This window comes from Microbacterium sp. (assembly GCF_035556355.1).
In the GTDB taxonomy this organism is placed as follows: domain Bacteria; phylum Actinomycetota; class Actinomycetes; order Actinomycetales; family Microbacteriaceae; genus Microbacterium.
In genome coordinates this window covers 116,538-138,507 of record NZ_DATMFG010000054.1, presented here as the reverse complement: position 1 = coordinate 138,507, position 21,970 = coordinate 116,538, and the positions used below count along the sequence as shown (strand labels likewise).

Genomic DNA, 21,970 nt, shown 5'->3' with positions numbered 1-21,970 from the left:
GTGACGTGCGGCGCACCGGGCGGAGCCTCCCGGACATGCCGCGAGGCTCCACCCAGCGTGTCACACGCCGACGTGCTTCTGGTAGCGGATGATCGCGGCGAACTCGTCGACGACGAGGCTCGCACCCCCGACGAGAGCGCCGTCGACGTCGGGCTGCCGCATGAAGCTCGCGATGTTCGCGGCCTTCACCGACCCGCCGTAGAGGATGCGGGTGCGCGCGGCGGTGTCGGCCCCGAGCTTTTCGGCGACGACGTCTCGCAGTTTGGCGCACACCTCCTGAGCCTGCTCGGGGGTCGCCGCCTGCCCGGACCCGATCGCCCACACGGGCTCGTACGCGACGACGACATCCGAGCCCGAGGCCACTCCGTCGAGCGCCGCCTGCAGCTGTCCTACCGGAACGGCGCTCGCGCCGAACTCCTCGAGGTCTTCGGCGGTCTCACCGACGCAGATGACGGGAACGAGCCCGTGCCGCAGGGCCGCCTTCACCTTGGCCGCGACGAGCTCGTCGGACTCGGAGTGATACTGGCGCCGCTCGGAGTGACCGATGATGACGTACGTGCAGTCGAGCTTCGCGAGGAACGCACCCGACACCTCGCCCGTGTACGCGCCGCTGTCGTGCTGCGACAGGTCCTGAGCCCCCAGTGCGAAGGGGATCTTGTCCGCGTCGATGAGCGTCTGCACGGTGCGCAGGTCGGTGAACGGCGGGAACACGCCGATCTCGACGGAGCCCTCCTCGTGCTTCGCGTCCTTGAGCGTCCAATGCAGCTTCTGGACGAACGCGACCGCCTGAAGGTGGTCGAGGTTCATCTTCCAGTTGCCGGCGATGAACGGCAGACGGGCGCCTTCTCTGCCCTTGTCCGTCACGACTGCTCCCATCCGAGGACTTCGAGGCCGGGGAGGCGCTTGCCCTCGAGGAACTCGAGGCTCGCGCCGCCGCCGGTCGAGATGTGACCGAAGTCGCTGTCGGCGAACCCGAGCTGACGCACCGCGGCCGCGGAGTCGCCCCCGCCGACGACGGAGAGTCCGTCGACCTCGGTGAGCGCCTGGGCGACGGCCTTCGTGCCGGCTGCGAAGGGTGCCATCTCGAACACACCCATCGGGCCGTTCCAGAACACGGTCTTGCTGTCGCGGATGACGGCGGCGAAGGCCGATGCGGTCTCGGGTCCGATGTCGAGCCCGATGCCGGATGCTCCGGCCGGCGTGTCTTCGAGCCCCGAGACCGGCGCGACGACGTGCTCGGCGTCGGCGGAGAACGAGGCCGCCACGACCGCGTCGACGGGCAGCAAGAGCTCGACGCCCCGCTCCTTCGCCGTCGCGATGTAGCCCCGCACCGTGTCGAGCTGGTCCTCTTCGAGGAGGCTCGCGCCGACCTTGTTCCCCTCGGCCGCCAGGAACGTGAACATCATGCCGCCGCCCACGAGGAGGCGGTCCACGCGCGGCAGCAGGTGCTCGATCACGCCCAGCTTGTCGCTGACCTTCGAGCCGCCGAGCACGACCGTGTACGGCCGCTCCGGACTCTCGGTGAGGCGGTCGAGCACGTCGACCTCCTTCTGCACGAGGAAGCCGGCAGCCGACGGGAGCAGTTCGGCGAGGTCGTAGACGCTCGCCTGCTTGCGGTGCACGACGCCGAAGCCGTCCGACACCAGCGCATCGCCGAGGGACGCGAGCTCGGTGGCGAAGGCACGACGGGTCGCGTCGTCCTTCGCGGTCTCGCCGGCGTTGAACCGCAGGTTCTCGATGACGACGACGCCGCCGTCCTCGAGAGCGGCGACCGCGTCGCGAGCCGACTCCCCCACCGTGTCGCGCGCGAACGCGACCGGCTTGCCGAGCAGCTCCGAAAGTCGCTGCGCGACCGGCTCGAGGCTGTACTTGGGATCGGGTGCCCCGTCGGGGCGGCCGAGGTGCGAGCACACGATGACGCGTGCGCCCTGGTTGATCAGATGATCGAGAGTCGGGAGCGCCGCACGCACACGGCCATCGTCCGTGATGACTCCGTCCTGCAGAGGGACGTTGAAGTCGACACGGACGATGACGCGCTTGCCTGCGAGCGAACCCAGCGAATCGAGGGTGCGCAGAGCCATGATCGTCAGAGCTTGTCGGCGACCAGCTCGGTGAGGTCGACCAGGCGGTTCGAGTAGCCCCACTCGTTGTCGTACCAGCCGACGACCTTCACCTGGTTGCCGATGACGCGTGTGAGGCCGGCGTCGAAGATGCACGAGTGCGGGTCGGTGACGATGTCGCTCGAGACGATCTCGTCCTCGGTGTACTTGAGGATGCCCTTGAGCGGGCCCTCGGCGGCGGCCTTGTACGCCGCCTTGATCTCGTCGACGGTCACCTCGCGCTCGAGCTCGACCGTGAGATCGGTCGCCGAGCCGGTCGGAACCGGGACGCGCAGCGCGAAGCCGTCGAGCTTGCCCTTGAGCTCGGGGAGAACGAGGCCGATCGCCTTGGCGGCACCCGTCGACGTCGGCACGATGTTCAGTGCGGCGGCGCGGGCGCGGCGGAGGTCCTTGTGCGGGCCGTCCTGCAGGTTCTGGTCGGCCGTGTACGCGTGGACCGTCGTCATGAGGCCCTTGACGATGCCGAACTCGTCGTTGAGGACCTTCGCGAGGGGCGCGAGGCAGTTCGTCGTGCACGACGCGTTCGAGATGATGTTGTGCGTCGCGGGGTCGTACGTGTCTTCGTTCGCGCCGATCACGAACGTGCCGTCCTCGCCCGACGCCGGAGCCGAGATGAGCACCTTCTTCGCGCCGCCCTCGATGTGCTTGCGCGCGTCGGCCGCGTTGGTGAAGCGGCCCGTCGACTCGATGACGATGTCGACGCCCAGCTCGCCCCACGGGAGGTTCGCGGGGTCGCGCTCCTCGAAGACCTTGATCGTCCTGCCGCCGACCGTGATGGAGTCACCCGTGTACGAGACCTCCTCGTCGAGGCGGCCCAGAATCGAGTCGTACTTCAGCAGGTGGGCGAGGGTCTTGTTGTCGGTGAGGTCGTTCACCGCAACGATGTCGAGGTCGGCGCCCTGCGCGAGAGCCGCGCGGAGGTAGTTGCGACCGATCCGGCCGAAGCCGTTGATTCCGATCTTGACAGCCACGGATGTTCTCCTGATTGTGTCGTGCGCGAGTGCGCGGTTTGGTGCGGTTCAGGGAGGGGCGGGCAACGGCGACCCGGCGGGCGGAACCCACCGGGTCGCCCGACTCGCTACGACAGTACCAGCAGGCCCGAGGCCTTCTCACGGGCCGTGGAGAAGCGCTCCTGCACGTTCGCCCAGTTGGCGATGTTCCAGAACGCCTTGACGTAGTCGGCCCGGACGTTCTTGTAGTCGAGGTAGTACGCGTGCTCCCACACGTCGAGCAGGAGCAGCGGCACCGTGCCCGCGGCGAACTGCGACTGCTGGTCGAAGAACTGCTGGATGATCAGGTTCTCGCCGATCGAGTCCCAGAACAGGCCGGCCCAGCCGGAGCCCTGCACGCCGAGCGCGGCGGCGGTGAAGTGGGCCTGGAACTTGTCGAACGACCCGAAGTGGTCGTCGATCGCCGCGGCGAGCTCGCCGGTGGGACGGTCGCCTCCGTCCGGCGACAGGTTGGTCCAGAAGATCGAGTGGTTCGTGTGGCCACCCAGGTTGAACGCGAGGTCCTTCTCGAGCTTGTTCACGTTCGCGAGGTTGCCGCTGTCACGAGCCTCGGCGAGCTGCTCGAGCGCCGTGTTCGCGCCGGTCACATACGCCTGGTGGTGCTTGTCGTGGTGCAACTCCATGATCGTCGCGCTGATGTGCGGCTCCAGCGCGGCGTAGTCGTACGGGAGGTCGGGCAACGTGTACTTCGCCATGTTCTCTTCTTCCTGTCGGCGCCGCGCCAGGTCCTCGGCACGGCGAGGGGACGGCTCTCATCCTAGTGACGGTCGGATGCCCGGGGGCCGCCCTTGCGTCAGGTGACGCTGTGCGTCATGGAGGTGGCGGATCAGTCCTCGACACCCGCGGGCACGGCGGCCTCGGTCGTCGGGATCCCCTCGCTCTCGGCCTTCTTGTCGGCCATCGCGAGCAGGCGACGGATGCGGCCGGCGACGGCGTCCTTCGTGAGGGGCGGGTCGGCGTGGTGGCCGAGCTCGTCGAGGCTCGCGTCGCGGTGTGCGAGGCGCAGCTCGCCGGCCTCCCGCAGGTGCGGCGGCACCTCGTCGCCGAGGATCTCGAGCGCCCGCTCGACGCGCGCGCATGCGGCCACGGCTGCCTGTGCGGATCGGCGCAGGTTCGCATCGTCGAAGTTCACGAGGCGGTTGACCCCTGCCCGCACTTCGCGCCGCTGGCGCAGCTGGTCCCACTCGGCGGCGGCGCGCTCGGCGCCCATGGTGGCCAGAGCTGTGCGGATCGCCTCGCCTTCGCGCACGACGACGCGCGGCACGCCGCGGACCTCGCGCGCCTTGGCGGCGATGCCCAGGCGGTGGGCCGCTCCCACGAGCGCCATGGCGGCTTCGGGTGCGGGTGACGTGATCTCGAGCGACGCGGACCGGCCCGGCTCGGTGAGCGAGCCCGACGCGAGGAACGCACCGCGCCACACGGCGGCGAGGTCGGGACGCGACCCGGTGGTGAGCCTGTTCGGCAGACCGCGCACCGCGCGGCGACGCTGATCGAGCAGGCCCGTCTGGCGTGCGAGGGTCTCTCCTCCCTCGATGACCCGCACCGCGTAGTGACCGCCGGCGCGGGCACCCGAACCCTGCACGTGCACGAGCTCGGGCCGCACGCCGTAGAGCTCGACGAGATCGCGCGCGACGCGACGGGCGAGCGCATCCGAGTCCAGCTCCGCCTCGACGGCGACGCGATTCGCGATCGAGTGGAGGCCGCCGGAGAACCGCAGCAGCGACGTGAGTTCGGCGATGCGGGCCGAGGGCCGAGGGTCTCGAACGGCCAGCAACTCGGCTTTCACGTCAGCGGTCAGCGACACGTCACTCCTTGCTCAGGGATTCCCGGGACGAGGGTCCAGCCTACTCGTGGCCGAGGTCGCGATGACGCACGCGGACCGCGAGACCGGGCACGTCGGACAGCCGCGCGGCGAGCTCCTGGGCGGCGACGACCGATCGATGCTGCCCGCCCGTGCATCCGACGGCCACGACCGAGTGGCGCTTGTTCTCACGCTGGTAGCCCTCGACGACCGGTCGCAGGGCGGCGGCGTACGAGTCGAGGAACTCGACCGCGCCGGGCTGTGCGAGCACGTACTCCTTGACGACCTCGTCCTCGCCCGAGAACGGACGCAGGGCGTCGTTCCAGAAGGGATTGGGCAGGAAGCGCATGTCGGCCACGATGTCGGCGTCCGGCGGCAGTCCGTACTTGAACCCGAAGCTCAGGATCGTCATCGAGTGCCGCGCCGCGCCCTCCTCCGAGAAGAGCTCGGCCACCTGCGTCGCGAGCTGGTGGATGTTGAGCATCGACGTGTCGATGATGAGGTCGGCACTCTCGCGCAATGCCGCCAGTCTCTGCCGTTCGCGCCGGATGCCGTCGACGAGCGTGCCGTCGCCCTGGAGCGGATGCGGCCGCCGCACCGCCTCGAATCGACGAACGAGCACCTCGTCGGACGCATCGAGGAAGAGAATGCGCAGCTGTCGACGCTCGCGGATGCTGCGCAGCGCCTCGGGCAGGTCGGCGAAGAGGTCGCGACCGCGCACGTCGACCACGACCGCCACTCGCGGAAGCGAGCCGCCCGCGAGCTCGGTGAGCTCGAGCAGGGGCTTGAGCATCTGCGGCGGGAGGTTGTCGACCACGTACCAGTCGAGGTCTTCGAGTGCGTTCGCCGCGGTGGACCGACCGGCGCCGGACATCCCCGTGACGATCAGCATCTCGGACGGAACGCGATGCTCCTGGTCGTTCATGACCACCCCCATCGCCTCCACAGCCTATCGGCCGGCCAGGTGCGCGTGGATCGTGGCGGCGAGCTTCGGCCCGATGCCTGGGAGTTCTTCGATCTGCTCGGGTGTCGCCGCGCGCAGCGCGGTCACCGATCCGAAGTGGCGCAGGAGCGCCTTGATGCGGGCGTCGCCGAGCCCCGGGATCTCCGCGAGGATCGTCTGGATGTCGCGCTTGCGCCGCTTGCGCTGATGGGTGATCGCGAACCGGTGCGCCTCGTCGCGCAGGCGCTGCAGCAGGTACAGCGCCTCGCTCGTGCGCGGCAGGATCACCGGGAAGTCCTCGCCGGGCAGCCACACCTCCTCGAGGCGCTTCGCGATGCCGCACAGCGCGATCTCGCTGTGCCCCGCGTCGGCGAGGGCGCGCGCGGCCGCCTCGACCTGAGGCTTGCCGCCGTCGACGACGAGCAGCTGCGGCCGGTAGGCGAAGCGCGGGCGCTTGCGCGTGGTGACGACCGGCTCGTCGGAGTCGGATGCGGCATCCGCGATTTCGGCGCCGTTCGGCGACGCGCCTTCGGTCTCGTCGGGGTGGTCGAGGTACGTGAGCCGTCGCGAGAGCACCTGGTACAGCGAGTCGGTGTCGTCGGTCGTCTCGGGCACCTTGAACGAGCGGTACTGGTCCTTGCGCGGCAGGCCGTCCTCGAAGACGACCATCGACGCCACGACGTTCGTTCCGGCGAGGTGAGACACGTCGAAGCCCTCGATGCGCAGCGGCGCCTCGGCGAGCCCCAGCGCCTCCTGAAGATCGGTGAGCGCCTGCGTGCGCGCGACGTAGTCGCTCGTGCGCCGGGTCTTGTGCAGCATCAGCGCCTGCTCCGCATTGAGCGTCGCCGTCCTCATGAGGTCGGCTTTGCGGCCGCGCTGGGCGACCTGGATGCTCACGCGACGGCCCCGACGCTCGCTGAGCCACTGCTCGAGATCGGCCGCATCGTCGGGCAAGGCCGGCACGAGCACCTGACGCGGGATGTCGACGGCGGATGCCTCCCCGTACGTGCGCTGGAGGATCTGGTCCACGAGGTCGGCACCCGAGATGTCGAGCTCCTTCTCGATCGTCGTCGCGCGAACGCCGCGCACGCGACCGCCCCGCACGACGAAGTGCTGCACCGCCGCCGCCAGCTCGTCCTCCGCGATGCCGAACAGGTCGGCATCCGTGTCGGAGCTCAGCACCAAGGCGCTCTTGTTCAGCACCGCTTCGATCGCCTGCAGCTTGTCGCGATACATCGCCGCGGCCTCGTAGTCCATGGCTGCGGACGCCTCTCGCATCCGCTTCGTGAGCTCGCGCGTGAACCGCTGGTCGCCGCCCGACATGAACGCGACGAAGTCGTCGACGATCGCGCGGTGCTCCTCGATCGACACCTTCATGGAGCACGGGCCGCCGCAGCGCCCGATCTGGCCTGGGAAGCAGGGGCGTCCCGTGGCCATCGCCTTCTTGTACGACGAGTCGCTGCACGTACGGATCGGGAAGACCTTGATCATCAGGTCGATCGTGTCGTGCACGGCCCACACCTTCGGGTAGGGCCCGAAGTACTTCGCCCCCTTGATGCGACGGTTTCGCGTCACCAGCACGCGCGGAGCCTCGTCGGCGAGCGTGATGGCCATGTAGGGGTACGACTTGTCGTCCTTGTAGCGGACGTTGAACGGAGGCGAGAACTCCTGGATCCACATGTATTCGAGCTGGAGCGCGTCGACGTCGCTCGATACGACGGTCCACTCGACGGATGCCGCGGTGAGCACCATGCGGCGCGTGCGCTCGTGCAGCGTGTGCAGCGGCGCGAAGTAGTTCGACAGGCGGGCCCGCAGGTTCTTCGCCTTGCCGACGTACAGCACGCGCCCGTCGCGATCCCGGAACCGGTAGACGCCGGGGTTCGTGGGGATCTCGCCCTGCTTGGGCTTGTACGGGAGCTGGTCCGCCATGACGGGCTGCCTCAGCCCGCCTTCCGGCGCTGGGCCTGAGCCCCGAGCACTTCGGCGAGGAAGGCTCCGGTGTGGCTCCCCTCGACGCGCGCCACCTGCTCGGGCGTGCCCGTCGCGATCACCTGTCCGCCACCGTCGCCGCCCTCGGGTCCGAGGTCGATGACCCAGTCGGCGGACTTGATCACGTCGAGATTGTGCTCGATCACGATCACGGTGTTGCCCTTGTCGACGAGGCCGTTGAGCACCTCGAGCAGACGGCGCACGTCCTCGAAGTGCAGACCCGTCGTGGGCTCGTCGAGCACGTAGATGGAGCGGCCGTTCGAGCGTCGCTGCAGCTCGGTCGCGAGCTTCACGCGCTGCGCCTCGCCGCCCGAGAGCGTCGTGGCCGACTGCCCCAGTCGCACGTAGCCGAGGCCGACGTCGACGAGGGTCTTGAGGTAGCGGTGGATCGCCTGGATCGGCTCGAAGAACTCCGCTGCCTCTTCGATCGGCATCTCGAGCACCTCGGCGATGTTCTTGCCCTTGTAGTGCACGGCGAGCGTGTCGCGGTTGTATCGCTTGCCGTGGCACACCTCGCAGTCGACATACACGTCGGGCAGGAAGTTCATCTCGATCTTGATCGTGCCGTCGCCCGAGCACGCCTCACAGCGCCCGCCCTTGACATTGAAGCTGAACCTGCCGGGCAGGTAGCCGCGGGCCTTCGCCTCGGGGGTCTCGCTGAAGAGTGTGCGGATGCGGTCGAACACGCCCGTGTACGTCGCCGGGTTCGATCGCGGCGTGCGCCCGATCGGCGCCTGGTCGACGTGCACGACCTTGTCGAGGTTGTCGAGACCCGTCACGCGCGTGTGCCTGCCCGGCACCGTGCGCGCGCCGTTCAGCCGCGACGCGAGCACCTCGTAGAGGATGTCGTTCACGAGCGACGACTTTCCGGAGCCGCTCACGCCGGTCACGGCCGTGAACACGCCGAGCGGGAAGTCGACCGTGACGTCTTTGAGGTTGTTCTCGCGCGCGCCGACGACCGTGATCTGGCGGTTGCGATCGATCCTGCGCCGCTTCGTCGGCGTGGGGATCTGGCGGCGCCCGGCGAGGTAGTCGCCCGTGATGGACTCACGGTCGTGGAGGAGCGACTCGAGCGGACCCGAATGCACGACCCGCCCGCCGTCGACGCCCGCACGTGGTCCGATGTCGACGATCCAGTCGGCCGCGTGGATCGTCTCTTCGTCGTGCTCGACGACGATGAGCGTGTTGCCCAGGTCGCGCAGCGTCAGCAGCGTCTCGATGAGGCGCCGGTTGTCGCGCTGGTGGAGACCGATCGACGGCTCGTCGAGCACGTAGAGCACGCCGGTCAGTCCCGATCCGATCTGGGTGGCGAGACGGATGCGCTGCGCCTCGCCGCCCGAGAGCGAACCGGCCGAGCGGCTGAGGTTGAGGTAATTCAGACCGACCTGGATGAGGAAGTCGAGGCGCAGACGGATCTCGCGCAGCACCTGCGCGGCGATCGTGGCCTCCCGCTCGGTGAGCTCGAGCTTCTCGAAGAACTCCCGCGCGTCGGCGAGGCTCAGGCGCGAGGCATCCGCGATGGAGTATCCGTGCACGAGCACCGAGAGCACCTCGGGCTTCAGACGCGCCCCGTTGCAGACCGGGCACGGGATCTCGCGCAGGTAGTCGGCCCACCGCTGGCGCTGCGTGTCGGTCTCGGCCTGCACATATTGGCGCTCGATGTAGGGCACGACGCCCTCGAAGCCCGAGGAGTAGCGCATCTCGCGCCCGTACCGGTTCTTCCACCGGACGGTCACCTTGTAGTTCTCGCCGCGCAGCACCGCCTCTTTGACGGATGCGGGGAGCATGCGCCACGGGGTGTCGAGCGAGAACCCGAGGTCGGCCGCGAGGCCCTCGAGCAGGCGCTCGTAGTACTGGAACAGGCCCTTGCCCTGTGTGGTCCACGGGAGGATCACGCCCTCGCGGATCGACAGGTCCTCATCGCCCAGCATGAGGTCGACGTCGACCGACATGCGCGTTCCGAGGCCCGAGCAGGCCGGGCATGCGCCGAACGGCGCGTTGAACGAGAACGTGCGCGGCTCGATCTCGGTGAGCTGCAGGGGGTGCCCGTTCGGGCACGCGAGCTTCTCGGAGAACGACTGCCATGCGGCGTCGCCCTCTTCGTCGACGAAGTTGACCTGCATGACCCCGCCGGCCAGCGAGAGCGCCGTCTCGACCGAGTCGGTCACGCGCTCGAGGATGCCGGGGCCGGCGACCAGGCGGTCGACGACCACTGCGATGTCGTGCTTGTAGCTCTTCTTGAGCGTCGGCGGCTCAGCGAGCTGGATGAGCTCGCCGTCGACGATCGCACGGGCGTAGCCCTTCGCGCTGAGCTCGCGGAAGAGGTCGACGAACTCGCCCTTCTTCTGCGTGACGACCGGCGCGACGATCTGATACCGCGTGCGCTCGGGCAACTCCATGAGCTGGTCGGCGATCTGCTGCACCGTCTGGCGCTGGATGACCTCGCCGCACTCGGGACAGTGCGGGATGCCGATGCGCGCCCACAGCAGACGCATGTAGTCGTGGATCTCGGTGATCGTGCCGACTGTCGAACGCGGGTTGCGGTTCGTGGACTTCTGGTCGATCGACACGGCGGGGCTCAGCCCCTCGATGAAGTCGACGTCGGGTCGGTCCACCTGGCCCAGGAACTGGCGCGCATAGGCGCTCAGCGACTCGACGTAGCGGCGCTGACCCTCGGCGAAGATCGTGTCGAACGCGAGGCTCGACTTGCCCGAGCCGGAGAGACCGGTGAAGACGACCAGGGAGTCGCGCGGGATGTCGAGGTCGACGTTCTTGAGGTTATGAACCCGAGCACCCCGGACGCTGAGCGTTCCGGGGTTGGTGGTCCCGTTTCCGGGCAGGGCAACAGGGACGATTGGCACGCGTTCAAGTGTAGGTGGGGCCTCCGACACGGGGCTCGGGGTTCGCCGGGAGCGCATCCCGGCGGACGGGACGGATGTCAGCCGATGGCCAGATCAGAAGGCGATTCTGCGCCCGGCGAACGGCGCGAGCCCATCGCGCAGGTGCGCGAGCTGCTCGGCATCCATGCCCGTCCGCTCCATGATCTGCTGCGGCACGGCAAGGGCACGCTCGCGCAGCGCGCGCCCCTCCTTCGTCAGCGCGATCTCGAGCACGCGTTCGTCCTGGGCGCGACGGCCGCGGGACACGCGGCCCTGTGCTTCGAGGCGCTTCACGAGCGGCGAGAGCGTCGCAGGCTCCATCGCGAGCTCTTCTGCGAGCTCGCCGAGCGACCGCGGCGACCTCTCCCACAGCGCCAGCATGACGAGATACTGCGGATGTGTCAGCCCGAGCGGTTCGAGCACGGGCCGGTACAGCGAGACGACGTTGCGTGCCGCGGTCACGAGGGCGAAGCAGAGCTGGTTCTCCAGCTTGAGCAGCTCATCCCTTGCGTCCACGCGGCTGAGTCTACCGAATTGCTTAGTACACTAATCATCATGACGCGTATGGATTCTGAGCCCCGTCGTCCCCTGCGAGAGCGCGTTCGCGAGGCCGGGGGCTGGTACGCGTGGTTCAACTCGCGCCTCATCCGCGTCGCGGGTCCGGCATCCGTCGGCCCGTACGAGACGACTCCCGAACCGTCCCGCACCGAGTCTCCGTGCCCGCTGTGCGGAGCGCCGATGTCTCGGCACACGTTCGATCGCTCGGGCCCCAAACCCCTCATGCACTGCCCGTAGTGCGAACAGGGCGAAGCCCGGCCCTTCGGGGGGAAGGACCGGGCTCCTCCGGGGGGAGCGGAATCAGTCGAGCGCGGGGGGCCGCTCTTCGTCTTCCGCATCGAGCACGTCGGACTCGTCATCGGCGGAGTCCTGCTCCTCGATCACGTCGTCCTCCGGCTCGGTCTCGGCGGGAGCGCTGTCGTCTCCCGCATGGTCTGGTTCGGGCGTCGCCGGTTCCTCAGGGACCTCAGCCTCCGGCTGGGCGCCCTCGATCGGCGGGGTAGGCTCCGGGTCCACCGGCGGGGCCGGCGGGGCCGGATCGATGGGCGGTGCCGGCTCCGGGTCCGGCTCGACCGGCTCGACCGGGAGGGGCGGCGCGGTCGGCGGTTCGGGCCCCGTCGGAGGCAGCAGCTCGAGCGGAGGCAGCGGCTCGAGCGGCGGCACAGGGGGCACGGACTCGTCGGGCGCGGCATCCGGATCGTCGGCCACGCGGTCGGCGGTCTGCACGGAGCCACTGATCACGGCCGAGTCCGTCCACGCGGCACTTGTGAAGGTCGTGGCGGCGGCGCCCAGCGCGAGGCCCGCAGCGGCGACAAGTCCGAGCAGCGCCTTGATCATGCTGTTCATGCGCTCACCGACTCCTTCTGATCCGCGGGCTCTGTGACGAGCTCCTCCTGTCCTGCCTCGTCGTCGGATCGACGCGACGGGATCGTCGCAAGGCCTGCCAGGGCGAGCAGTCCCGCCAGCAGCGGGATGCCGACCTCCGGCCTCATGAGCATCTCGGCGACATATCCGGCACCGGGGACGGTGAGGACGGGGATCCACACCGGGTCATCCGCCCCGAGGGTGTGCGACTGCGCGTCCGGGTGCGCGTTCGCGTCCCCCTGCATCCGCAGTGTCACCGTGTCACCTGTGCGCTCGAACTCGACGATGCGGTGCGTGACGAACACGCCTCCCTCATTCGGGAGCGACGCGACGTCACCCACCCGCAGGTCTCGCGCCGGCGTCGGAGTCGCCATGAGCAGGTCGCCCGTGTTGATCTCCGGAGCCATGGAGCCCGAGACCACGATGAGCGGCTGCACGAGCCCTGCGGCGTTCCCCGCCCAGAGGGCCCCGCTGACGAGGCCGATGACGGCGAGCACCCACAGCACGATCGAGCCCGCAGTGCGAGCGACGGCTGCTGGTCTGCTTGTCTTCATTGGTCCATTCCTCTGCGGCCGGTCGGCCGCGGTTGTCGGTCGAGCATCTCGGCTCCGGTGTCGCGGGAGCGAAGGGGCGGCCCCTCCCTCCCGCGACCGGAACGCGCACGTCAGGGCGCCTGGGGAGCGCTGCTCGCCGGGAAGGTGAGGTTGAGGCTGCCTGCCGTGTCCGTCGGCAGGTACTCCGCGACGTGGAACGTGACGTCCACCTTCACGTACCCGTCCGGAGCCAGCGACTCGGGCAGACCGGCCACGCTGTGCGTGATCGCCCCGTTCAACGCGGGGTCGACCTCGAGGATGGTGTCGTCGAGATAGGCCCTCACCGTCGAGTTGTTCTTCAGTGCGATGGTCTTGGTGACCTCGCCGGGCTGGAGATTCCGGAACGCGTCACCGAGGTCGATCCGGCCGTCATGCCAGGCCCCGCCCTGAACAGCACCGCGCAGATCGAACTTCGCGGTCTGCACGTTGCCGGCGAACGTCACCTGGTCGGTCCATGCGGCGGTCGTGATGGCGCCGCCGATGCCGAGTACGGCCACGGCTGCGATGCTCGCCCGGAGGATGGCTCCGCGGCGGTCCTTCTTCGTGGTCGTGGTCATGGGTCTCCCCTTACGTCATGGCCTTGTGGGCCTGGTGGCGACCGGGCGAAGTGGCGCCGGTCGTGCATCTCCTTGGATGCCCAACCATTCTAAAACGTGTGGTCTGACCACATGCTGTGAACGCCTATCCAGACGGACGATCGCTCGGAATCGTCGGAAGGTCAGGCGTGGCCGGCGCGCTCCATCGCACGAAGCTCCCGTTTGAGGTCCTGAACCTCGTCGCGCAATCGTGCGGCGAGCTCGAACTTGAGCTCGGCTGCGGCCGCGAGCATCTGATCGGTGAGATCGGCGATCGTCGCCTCGAGTTGGTTCGCACCCTCGGCCGCGATGCCTTCGCGCCTCAGCTGCGGCGTAGGCGACTTGCCCTTGCCGGACTTCGTCTTCGCCGACGCCTTGCCCCGGAGCATCCGGTCTGTGTCGGATGCTTCACGTGCGAGCACCTCGGTGATGTCGGCGATGCGCTTGCGCAGCGGTTGGGGGTCGATGCCGTGCTCGATGTTGTACGCGATCTGCTTCTCGCGGCGGCGGTTGGTCTCGTCGATCGCGTTCTGCATCGACTCGGTGATCGTGTCGGCGTACATGTGCACCTCACCCGACACGTTCCGGGCCGCGCGTCCGATCGTCTGGATGAGCGAGGTGCCCGAGCGCAGGAACCCCTCCTTGTCGGCGTCGAGGATCGCGACGAGCGACACCTCAGGAAGGTCGAGGCCTTCGCGCAGGAGGTTGATGCCGACGAGCACGTCGTACACGCCCGCGCGCAGTTCGGTCAGCAGCTCGACGCGGCGGAGCGTGTCGACGTCGGAGTGCAGATAGCGCACGCGCACGCCGTGCTCGCCGAGGAAGTCGGTGAGCTCCTCGGCCATCTTCTTGGTGAGGGTCGTCACGAGCACGCGCTCGTCGCGCTCGGCGCGGATGCGGATCTCTTCGAGCAGATCGTCGATCTGCCCCTTGGACGGCTTGACGACGATCTGGGGGTCGACGAGACCCGTGGGGCGGATGATCTGCTCGACGACGCCGTCGGCGACGCCCATCTCGTATCGACCCGGTGTCGCCGACAGGTACACCGTCTGGCCGATGCGCTGCTTGAACTCGTCCCACCGCAACGGCCGGTTGTCGAGCGCGCTCGGAAGGCGGAAGCCGTGCTCGACGAGCGTGCGCTTGCGCGACGCGTCGCCCTCGTACATCGCCCCGATCTGCGGCACGGTCACGTGGGACTCGTCGATCACGAGGAGGAAGTCGTCGGGGAAGAAGTCGAGCAGCGTGTGCGGCGGCTCGCCCGGCGCGCGGCCGTCGAGGTGCCGCGAGTAGTTCTCGATGCCCGAGCAGAACCCGAGCTGCTGGAGCATCTCGAGGTCGAACGTCGTGCGCATGCGCAGTCGCTGCGCCTCGAGCAGTTTGCCCTGCGACTCGAGCTCCTTCAGCCGCTCGGCGAGCTCTTCTTCGATCGTGCCGATCGCGCGGCGCACCGTCTCGGTTCCCGCGACGTAGTGCGACGCGGGGAAGATCGGCACCGAGTCGAGCTTCTGGACGACGTCGCCGGTGAGCGGATGCAGCATGTACAGCGCCTCGATCTCGTCGCCGAACAGCTCGATGCGGATCGCGTACTCCTCGTACACGGGGATGATCTCGATCGTGTCGCCGCGCACGCGGAAGTTGCCGCGCGAGAAGTCCACGTCGTTGCGGTTGTACTGCATCGCGATGAACTTGCGGATGAGCGCGTCGCGGTCGTAGACCTCGCCCACCTGAAGGGCGACCATCGCGCGCATGTACTCCTCGGGCGCGCCGAGGCCGTAGATGCACGACACCGTCGAAACGACGACGACGTCGCGCCGGCTGAGCAGAGAGTTGGTCGTCGAGTGTCGCAATCGCTCGACCTCGGCGTTGATCGAGGAGTCCTTCTCGATGAAGGTGTCGGTCTGCGGGACGTACGCCTCGGGCTGGTAGTAGTCGTAGTACGAGACGAAGTACTCGACGGCGTTGTGCGGCATGAGCTCGCGGAACTCGTTCGCGAGCTGCGCCGCGAGGGTCTTGTTGTGCGCGAGCACGAGCGTCGGCCGCTGGACCGCCTCGATGAGCCAGGCGGTCGTCGCCGACTTGCCTGTGCCCGTCGCGCCCAGCAGCACCACATCGGTCTCGCCCGCGTTGATGCGCGCCGCGAGCTCGGCGATCGCCTGGGGCTGGTCGCCGCTGGGCGCATACTCGCTGACGACCTCGAAGGGGCGCACGGATCGTGTGGTCTGCACTCCATCCAGCGTAGGCGGCCCCTGCGACATCGGAAGCGCGTTCGCCCCGAGCGGACCCTGCGTGAACCTGCCCGCGTCAGCCGGCGGCGTCGCGCACCACGTCGCGGAACGCACGGGCCTGACGGCTCAGCGCGGCCCCGCGCCGCCACGCGAGCACGATGTCGACGGGATCGACGCCGGGGACGTCTCGCACCACGACTTCGAGACCCTCATGGGTGAGGTTCCGCGGCCGCTGCAGTGTGATCGACCACCCGAGACCGCGACCGACGAACGAGCGCACGGTCTCGAAGTTCTCCGAGGGTATGCGCTCATCGGGCGTCGCCCCGCCGATCGCGAACACGCGCTCGGCGTCGCGGTGAGCCGCGGGCGATGCGAGTTCGATGAAGGGCTCTCGCACGAGGCGCGCGAAGTCGATCGGCCGCGACTCGTCCGCCGCCCAGTGGTCCTTCGGCAGCATCACGCCGAGCCGGCGCGTCGCGACGACCATCCGGTCGACCTCGTCGCCGAGGCCGATGTCATACGCGAGCATGAGGTCGAGCGCGCCCGCGAGAAGCTCCGGCACGAGTCGGACGAGCGCGTCCTCGCGGAACCGGACCTTCACGGCCGGATGCCGCGACGAGAACGCTCGCACGAACCCCGGGAGCATCGAGGGGCCGAGGCTCGGGAAGCACCCCACGTCGACGGCGCCGCGGAGCACATCGTCGGTCGCGATCTCCTGCGTGAGGCGCGTCGCCGACGCCAGCACATCCTTCGCGTGGGGCAGGAGGGTGCGTCCCATCGGCGTGAGCTGAGCGCCTTGCGCACGCTTGCGGACGAGCAGCTCGGTGTCGAGGGTGCGCTCGAGCTGACGGATCGACAACGACACGGCCGTCGGCGACATGAAGAGGTGCTCGGCCGCCGTCGCGATCGAGCCGTGCTCGGCGACGGCGACGAAATGCTGGAGCTGGCGCAGCGTGAAGTCGTGGCGATCGGCGAGGGGCGACGGCACGTCGCCCGCGGCCGGGTCGGCTTCGGCCACCTCCGACTCCCCTCCTCGCGCCCGTCGGTCCTCGGCGGATCGAACCAGGATAGGCGAGCGGATGCCGGATGCGGGGAGTCGGCCGCTCCGGCATCCGCTCGGGCTCAGAAGGGGTAACGCGCGATCGACGACTGCACGGTGACCCATTGCTGCTGCGTGAACGTCTCCAGGTTCGCCGCGGCGCCCCCGAAATGACCGCCCACCCCCGACGCCTTCGTCCCGCCGAACGGGATGACCGCCTCGTCGTCGACCGTCTGGTCGTTCACGTGGACGATGCCCGTCACGATGCGGTCGGCGAGTTCGAAGCCGCGATAGGCGTCGGCGGTGAGGATGCCCACCGACAGCCCGTACTCGGACGAGTTGATGATGTCGACCGCCTCGTCGATCGACTCGTACGTCAAGACGGGCGCGACCGGGCCGAAGATCTCCTCCTTCCACGCGTCCATGTCGGTCGTCACGTCTCCGAGGACCGTGGGGCGGAAGCAGAGCCCGTCGGACGACCCACCCGCACGGAGGGTGGCGCCCGCCGCGACGGCCGCGTCGACGAGAGACTGCACGCGGTCGCGCTGACCCTCGTCGATGAGCGGACCCAGGGCGTTGCCCGGGTCCCGGGGATCGCCCACCGTCAGTCGGTCCGCCTTCTCGGCGAGCAGTCGCGTGTACTCCTCCGCGAGTGACGCGTGCACGAGGTGCCGCCCGGCGGTCATGCAGATCTGACCCTGATGAAGGAACGCACCCCACGCGGCGGCCGAGGCGGCAGCCTCGACATCCGCATCCGGAAGGACGAGGAGGGCGTTGTTCCCGCCCAGCTCGAGGTGGACGCGCTTGAGGAGCGGCGCCGCCGCGGCGGCGATCCTACGGCCGGCGGCGGTGGAGCCGGTGAAGGAGATGCAGGGCACCTCCGGGTGCTCGACCAGCGCGGCGCCGACCTCGGCGTTGCCGGGCAGCACGTGGAGGACGCCCTCGGGCAGCCCCGCCTCATGCAGCAGTTCGGCGAGCGCGAGGCCGCCGGCGATCGGCGTCCGCGGATCCGGCTTCAGCACGACCGCATTGCCCACCGCGAGGGCCGGGGCGACCGAACGCATCGCGAGGATCGCCGGGAAGTTGAACGGCGCGATGACTCCGACGACGCCGAGCGGCACGCGGCGAGCCATCGACAGGCGCGGCTTCGACGAGCGGAGCAGCTCGCCGTACGCCGTACGGCGCCGACGCGAGTGCGGCACTCTCCTGGAGCTCGGAGACGACGAGGGAGACCTCGAAGCCCGCCTTGCCCTGTGCCGAGCCGGCCTCCTCGACGATCCACCGCGCGAGGCGGTCGGGATCCGCCTCGAGGATCTGCGCCGCGCGACGCAGGACCGCGGCCCGCACGTCATACGTCGCTGCGGCCCACGCGGCCTGCGCCTCACCGGCGATCCGCACGGATTCGGCCACATCCGCGGCGGTCGCCCGCCCAACGGTCGCGAGAACCTCTCCTGTCGCCGGCGCCGTGACCTCGAGCGCGCCGCCCTCGGTCTCCCGCCAGTCCCCCGCGAAGACCTTGCCATCCCATACCGCTGTGCTCATGGTGTCTCTCGTTCCTTTCCTCCGACGCGACTCACGCGTCGACTGTCTGCGGGGCGACGTCCTGCTCTTGGGAGCGGGACTCGTCGATGATGGCATGGCGGCTCTCGCGCCCGAATACGACCAGGACGACGAGGCTGGCGGCGCACATGCCGATGAGGAACCACACGACTCCGGCCACGTCACCGCCGCCCGTCGCGAAGATCGTCGCCGCGATCGCCGGCGTGAACCCGGCGCCGAGCAGCGCGGCGAGCTGGTAGCCGAGCGACGCGCCCGTGTAGCGCGACGAGGTCGCGAAGTTCTCGGCGAGGAACGCCGCCATCGGCCCGAACATGAGGCTCTGGCACAGCGGAAGGGCCAGGATGAACGCGAGGTACACGGCCCATGCCTGCGCCGTCGCGACGAGGGCGAACAGCGGGAAGGCGAGGACTCCCGTGAGAACGAGCCCGCTGAGAATGACCGGCTTGCGGCCGAGCCGGTCGGACAGCGCCGCAGCGGCCGGGATCGTGAAGGCGGCGATCAGCTGCGAGACCGCGAACGCCCAGAGTGCCGACGAGCGGTCGAATCCGCTCTCCACGGCGAATCCGACGGTGAACGTCGAGAACATCGCCTGCAGCACGAACGACGACATCCCCACGAGCCCCACCGTGAGCAGCGCTCCCGGTCGACGAAGCACCTGCACGAGCGGAACCTTCGGGCGGCGCGCCTTCGTCGCCTCGGCGATCTCCAGGGCGGCGGTGAAGACCGGGCTCTCCGAGACGCGCGAGCGGATGTAAAGGCCGATCACCAGGAGCGCGCCCGAGAACAGGAAGGGGATGCGCCAGCCCCACGAGAGGAACTGATCCTCGGGCAGCAGCGCGAACAGGGCGAGGGCCGCGGTGCCGAGGAATGCGCCGGCGGGGCCGCCGGCGTTCGCGAACGACGCCGCGAAGCCGCGCTTCGACTTCGACGAGTGCTCCAGCGCCATGAGCGTCGCACCACCCCACTCTCCCCCGATCGCGATGCCCTGGACCACGCGGAGGAGCAGGAGCATGAACGCCCCCCATACCTCGACGGGCGGGACGAGGCCGATGAGCACGCTCGCGACCCCCATCACGCTGAGCGAGACCATCAGCATCCGCTTGCGACCGATCCGGTCGCCGAAGTGGCCGAACACGATTCCGCCGATCGGCCGCGCGATGTAACCGGCGGCGAACGTCAAGTACGACGCGATCGTGGCCAGGAGCGGATCGAGCGTCGAGAAGAACACCGGCCCGAACACGATCGCCGCGGCGGTCGCATAGAGGATGAAGTCGTAGAACTCGATGGTCGAGCCGATGAAGCTCGAGGTGATGACACGTCGGATCTCTCTCGGATCCTTCGTCGCGTCAGCAGCGTTGGTGACGGTGGACATGGCTCTCCCTACGAGATGAGTATCGCCCGGTCGGTCCGGGACGGATAGGCGTCGGCCTCACCGGGAGCGGGGTCGACATGGTCGGTGGTCAGCGATGCGACGAGTCCCGCCGCATCCGTGAGGCCCCAGCTCTCCAGCGCGGAGGCGACGGGCTGCGAGCCGGGGGCGTGGGGACGATGCGGAAGCGGCGCGGCCGCTTTGCTGAAGCGGGGCGCGGGAGCCGGCTCCCAGACGCCGTCGCGCGATACGAACGTGCCGCGCTCGCGGAGATGCGCGGACTCCGGCGCCTCCGTCATCGTCAGCACCGGCGCCACGCACGCGTCGGTGCCGTCGAAGACCTCGGCCCACTCGTCGCGGGTTCGCGTGCGGAAGCGCTCCGCGAGCGCCTCGCGCAGCTGCGGCCAGCGACGGCGGTGCCACTGGGCGTCGCGCCACTCGGCGTCCAGCCCGACACCGGCGACGAGCTGTGCGAAGAACGGCGGTTCGAGCGCGGCGACGGCGACGTGGCGACCGTCGGCGGTCTCGTACACGTCGACGAACGGCGCTCCGCCGTCGATGAGGTTGCTGCCGCGCTCATCGCGCCACGCCCCGCCCGCGAGGAGCGAGTACGGGGATGCCATGAGGTGGGAGACGCCGTCGACGATCGCGGCGTCCACGACCTGCCCCTCGCCGGAGCGCTGCACGTCCCAGAGCGCCGCGAGGACGCCCGCGACGAGGTACATCGCTCCCCCGCCGAAGTCGCCCACGAGGCTCAACGGCAGGTGCGGACGACCGTCCCGTTCGCCGATCGCGTGGAGCGCGCCGGTGCGGGCGATGTAGGTCGGGTCGTGCCCGGCGCGCTGTGCGAGGGGTCCCGTCTGGCCCCACCCCGTCATACGACCGACGACGAGGCGCGGATTCCGGTCGTGGAGCACGTCGGGACCGAGCCCCAGTCGCTCGAGGACGCCTGGGCGGTAGGAGTCGAGGAGGACGTCCGCCTCTTCGGCCAGCCGCAGGATCGCCGCCACGCCCGTCGACGACTTGAGGTCGACGGTGATCCGGTCCTTGCCGCGATGGAGTGTGTCGAGCGTCGGGTCGATCGGCATCTCGAAGGCGCCCTGCGCGCGATCGATGCGCAGCACACTCGCACCCTGATCGGCGAGGAACATCCCGGCGAACGGGACGGGGCCGATCCCGCCCAACTCGATGACCCGCAGTCCCGCCAGGGGCCCGACGCGGTTCGGCGCGGTCATCAGACGAGCACCAGTCGGGACTCGTCGCGCACGTGGCGGATCTCGCGGCCGGGCATGCGGTTGGCGGCGATGAACTCCTCGTTCAGATCGATGCCGTAGCCCGGTCCCTCGTTCGCGTAGAGGACGCCGTCGCGGAACACCGGCACCTGGCGCGCGATGTCCTGCGTGATCCGCTGCTCCGCGTTCTCGAACTGGTTGTTGATGATGAGCGGACCGAGGTTCTCGTGCGTGAACTGCGAGGCCCACTGGTTCGACATCATGAGGTGCGCCGAGGGGCTCGCCTCGAGGCCGGACCCGATCATGCATCCGCTCATCACCGGCAGATCGGCCAGACGCGCGAGGGTGAGCCAGCGCTGCGCCTTGACCAGGCCGCCGGCCTTCTGGAGCTTGATGAACAGGCCGTCGGCGGCGCGCCGGTCGATGATCTCCTTGAGGTGGTGCAGCTCCTGAGCGGACTCGTCGGCGAAGATCGGCGTCCCGACGCGTTCGCGCAGGCGTGCCAGCCCCTCGATGTCCCAATGCGGCAGCGGCTGCTCGACGCAGTACAGGTTGTACGGGTCCATGCGGCGGATCGTGTGCAGCGCCTGGTCGTAGTTCCAGAATCCGTTGATGTCGATCACGAGGCGCATGTCGTCGCCGATCGCCTCGCGCACGGCGGCGACGTTGCGGACGTCCTCGTCCACGTCACCGCCGCTCTTGATCTTGATGAGCGAGAAGCCCGCGGCGATCGCCGCCTGCGCCTGGGCGACGAGGTCCTCGGCGGACCCGGCGCCGGCGACCCAGCCCTGTTTCGACCCGTCGGTGGTCTTGCCGCCGAGGAGCTCGTAGACGGGCAGCCCCGCGACCTTTCCTTTGAGGTCGTGCAGCGCGAAGTCGACGAGGGCCTTGGCCTGGTTGTTGTCGCGGACGAACGTGTCCATCTGCCCGACGATCTTCTCGATCGCCAGCGGGTTCTGGCCGATGAGGAAGCGCGGCGCGATGTGCTGCTCGATCATGGCGGCGATCGAGTCGGGCGTCTCGCCGCGGTACCACGTCGAGGTGTCGCCGCTGTCGCCGATGCCGACGTGGCCGGTGTCGGTCGTGATGCGCAGGACGATGCTGTGGATGTGGGTGATCTCGGTCCCGGGCATATGGAACGCCTTCACGAGCGGAGTCGAGACGGGGATCAGTTCGACGTCGGTGATCTTCATGGTGGGCCTCCTTCGGCCGA

The 21,970-nt window shown here is 69.2% G+C and carries 19 protein-coding genes and 1 pseudogene; 1 reads left to right on the top strand and 19 read right to left on the bottom strand.

The features are described 5' to 3' along the window. Positions 1-60: 60 nt before the first annotated feature. The 9 genes from tpiA to VNR19_RS15135 all read right to left on the bottom strand — a co-directional run bounded on the left by tpiA (position 61) and on the right by VNR19_RS15135 (position 11,258). Positions 61-876, bottom strand: a complete 816-nt coding sequence (gene tpiA / locus VNR19_RS15175) for a triose-phosphate isomerase (RefSeq protein ID WP_414684191.1) — start codon at positions 874-876, stop codon at positions 61-63. Further along, a complete protein-coding gene (locus tag VNR19_RS15170) occupies positions 861-2,081 on the bottom strand; it encodes a phosphoglycerate kinase (RefSeq protein ID WP_325728112.1) in 1,221 nt (406 codons plus the stop codon). The genes tpiA and VNR19_RS15170 overlap by 16 nt, the downstream gene beginning before the upstream one ends. A 5-nt stretch (positions 2,082-2,086) precedes the next feature. Next, the gene (gene gap / locus VNR19_RS15165; RefSeq protein WP_325728111.1) at positions 2,087-3,091 is read right to left on the bottom strand and encodes a type I glyceraldehyde-3-phosphate dehydrogenase; all 1,005 of its coding nucleotides are present in this window, start codon (positions 3,089-3,091) and stop codon (positions 2,087-2,089) included. Positions 3,092-3,198: 107 nt separating this feature from the next. Continuing rightward, the gene (locus tag VNR19_RS15160; RefSeq protein ID WP_325728110.1) at positions 3,199-3,825 is read right to left on the bottom strand and encodes a superoxide dismutase; all 627 of its coding nucleotides are present in this window, start codon (positions 3,823-3,825) and stop codon (positions 3,199-3,201) included. Positions 3,826-3,956: 131 nt separating this feature from the next. Next, positions 3,957-4,934 (bottom strand): DNA-binding protein WhiA, encoded by a 978-nt coding sequence (gene whiA / locus VNR19_RS15155; protein WP_325034221.1) that lies wholly within the window; start codon positions 4,932-4,934, stop codon positions 3,957-3,959. Between the two features lie 40 nt (positions 4,935-4,974). After that, entirely contained in the window at positions 4,975-5,856 is an 882-nt protein-coding gene (rapZ, locus tag VNR19_RS15150) for an RNase adapter RapZ (RefSeq protein ID WP_325034234.1), read from the bottom strand. Positions 5,857-5,880: 24 nt separating this feature from the next. Further along, a complete protein-coding gene (uvrC, locus tag VNR19_RS15145; protein WP_325728109.1) occupies positions 5,881-7,803 on the bottom strand; it encodes an excinuclease ABC subunit UvrC in 1,923 nt (640 codons plus the stop codon). A gap of 11 nt (positions 7,804-7,814) precedes the next feature. Beyond that, positions 7,815-10,724, bottom strand: coding sequence for an excinuclease ABC subunit UvrA (gene uvrA / locus VNR19_RS15140; protein WP_325728108.1), 2,910 nt, complete (start codon positions 10,722-10,724; stop codon positions 7,815-7,817). 93 nt (positions 10,725-10,817) lie between these two features. Beyond that, positions 10,818-11,258: a MarR family winged helix-turn-helix transcriptional regulator gene (locus VNR19_RS15135; protein ID WP_325034218.1), complete on the bottom strand. Its 441-nt coding sequence runs from the start codon at positions 11,256-11,258 to the stop codon at positions 10,818-10,820. A gap of 39 nt (positions 11,259-11,297) precedes the next feature. Here VNR19_RS15135 and VNR19_RS15130 point away from each other — a divergent pair, with 39 nt between their 5' ends. Then, a complete protein-coding gene (locus VNR19_RS15130) occupies positions 11,298-11,537 on the top strand; it encodes a hypothetical protein (protein WP_325034217.1) in 240 nt (79 codons plus the stop codon). A gap of 63 nt (positions 11,538-11,600) precedes the next feature. Here the strand turns inward: VNR19_RS15130 and VNR19_RS15125 are convergent, their stop codons facing one another. From VNR19_RS15125 to VNR19_RS15080, 10 genes and pseudogenes are all read right to left on the bottom strand, one after another. After that, on the bottom strand, positions 11,601-12,146 hold the full coding sequence (locus VNR19_RS15125; RefSeq protein WP_325728107.1) for a hypothetical protein: 546 nt from the start codon (positions 12,144-12,146) through the stop codon (positions 11,601-11,603). Further along, positions 12,143-12,718, bottom strand: coding sequence for a signal peptidase I (locus tag VNR19_RS15120; RefSeq protein ID WP_325034215.1), 576 nt, complete (start codon positions 12,716-12,718; stop codon positions 12,143-12,145). Before VNR19_RS15120 ends, VNR19_RS15125 begins: the two co-directional genes overlap by 4 nt. 110 nt (positions 12,719-12,828) lie before the next feature. Continuing rightward, on the bottom strand, positions 12,829-13,314 hold the full coding sequence (locus tag VNR19_RS15115; RefSeq protein ID WP_325728106.1) for a SipW-dependent-type signal peptide-containing protein: 486 nt from the start codon (positions 13,312-13,314) through the stop codon (positions 12,829-12,831). Between the two features lie 161 nt (positions 13,315-13,475). Continuing rightward, complete coding sequence (gene uvrB / locus VNR19_RS15110; protein WP_325728105.1) at positions 13,476-15,557, bottom strand: excinuclease ABC subunit UvrB; 2,082 nt, start codon at positions 15,555-15,557, stop codon at positions 13,476-13,478. 76 nt (positions 15,558-15,633) lie between these two features. Further along, positions 15,634-16,575 (bottom strand): LysR family transcriptional regulator, encoded by a 942-nt coding sequence (locus VNR19_RS15105; protein WP_325728104.1) that lies wholly within the window; start codon positions 16,573-16,575, stop codon positions 15,634-15,636. Between the two features lie 104 nt (positions 16,576-16,679). After that, on the bottom strand, positions 16,680-17,798 hold the full coding sequence (locus VNR19_RS15100) for an aldehyde dehydrogenase family protein (protein ID WP_325728103.1): 1,119 nt from the start codon (positions 17,796-17,798) through the stop codon (positions 16,680-16,682). 43 nt (positions 17,799-17,841) lie between these two features. Then, a pseudogene (locus VNR19_RS15095) lies at positions 17,842-18,138 on the bottom strand (aldehyde dehydrogenase family protein); the annotation flags it as partial. A gap of 31 nt (positions 18,139-18,169) precedes the next feature. After that, the gene (locus tag VNR19_RS15090) at positions 18,170-19,528 is read right to left on the bottom strand and encodes an MFS transporter (RefSeq protein ID WP_325728102.1); all 1,359 of its coding nucleotides are present in this window, start codon (positions 19,526-19,528) and stop codon (positions 18,170-18,172) included. A gap of 8 nt (positions 19,529-19,536) precedes the next feature. Then, positions 19,537-20,760 carry a CaiB/BaiF CoA transferase family protein gene (locus VNR19_RS15085; RefSeq protein ID WP_325728101.1) on the bottom strand — a complete coding sequence of 408 codons (1,224 nt, stop codon included), beginning with the start codon at positions 20,758-20,760 and terminating at the stop codon, positions 19,537-19,539. Continuing rightward, positions 20,760-21,950, bottom strand: a complete 1,191-nt coding sequence (locus tag VNR19_RS15080; protein ID WP_325728100.1) for a mandelate racemase/muconate lactonizing enzyme family protein — start codon at positions 21,948-21,950, stop codon at positions 20,760-20,762. The genes VNR19_RS15085 and VNR19_RS15080 overlap by 1 nt, the downstream gene beginning before the upstream one ends. Positions 21,951-21,970 lie beyond the last annotated feature (20 nt).

Bases quoted from the DNA above. Each gene is read 5' to 3' on its own strand.
- tpiA (WP_414684191.1), bottom strand. From the start codon at position 876: ATGGGAGCAGTCGTGACGGACAAGGGCAGAGAAGGCGCCCGTCTGCCG.
- VNR19_RS15170 (WP_325728112.1), bottom strand. From the start codon at position 2,081: ATGGCTCTGCGCACCCTCGATTCGCTGGGTTCGCTCGCAGGCAAGCGC.
- VNR19_RS15160 (WP_325728110.1), bottom strand. From the start codon at position 3,825: ATGGCGAAGTACACGTTGCCCGACCTCCCGTACGACTACGCCGCGCTG.
- rapZ (WP_325034234.1), bottom strand. From the start codon at position 5,856: ATGAACGACCAGGAGCATCGCGTTCCGTCCGAGATGCTGATCGTCACG.
- uvrC (WP_325728109.1), bottom strand. From the start codon at position 7,803: ATGGCGGACCAGCTCCCGTACAAGCCCAAGCAGGGCGAGATCCCCACG.
- VNR19_RS15130 (WP_325034217.1), top strand. From the start codon at position 11,298: ATGACGCGTATGGATTCTGAGCCCCGTCGTCCCCTGCGAGAGCGCGTT.
- VNR19_RS15125 (WP_325728107.1), bottom strand. From the start codon at position 12,146: ATGAACAGCATGATCAAGGCGCTGCTCGGACTTGTCGCCGCTGCGGGC.
- VNR19_RS15120 (WP_325034215.1), bottom strand. From the start codon at position 12,718: ATGAAGACAAGCAGACCAGCAGCCGTCGCTCGCACTGCGGGCTCGATC.
- VNR19_RS15115 (WP_325728106.1), bottom strand. From the start codon at position 13,314: ATGACCACGACCACGAAGAAGGACCGCCGCGGAGCCATCCTCCGGGCG.
- VNR19_RS15090 (WP_325728102.1), bottom strand. From the start codon at position 19,528: ATGTCCACCGTCACCAACGCTGCTGACGCGACGAAGGATCCGAGAGAG.
- VNR19_RS15085 (WP_325728101.1), bottom strand. From the start codon at position 20,760: ATGACCGCGCCGAACCGCGTCGGGCCCCTGGCGGGACTGCGGGTCATC.
- VNR19_RS15080 (WP_325728100.1), bottom strand. From the start codon at position 21,950: ATGAAGATCACCGACGTCGAACTGATCCCCGTCTCGACTCCGCTCGTG.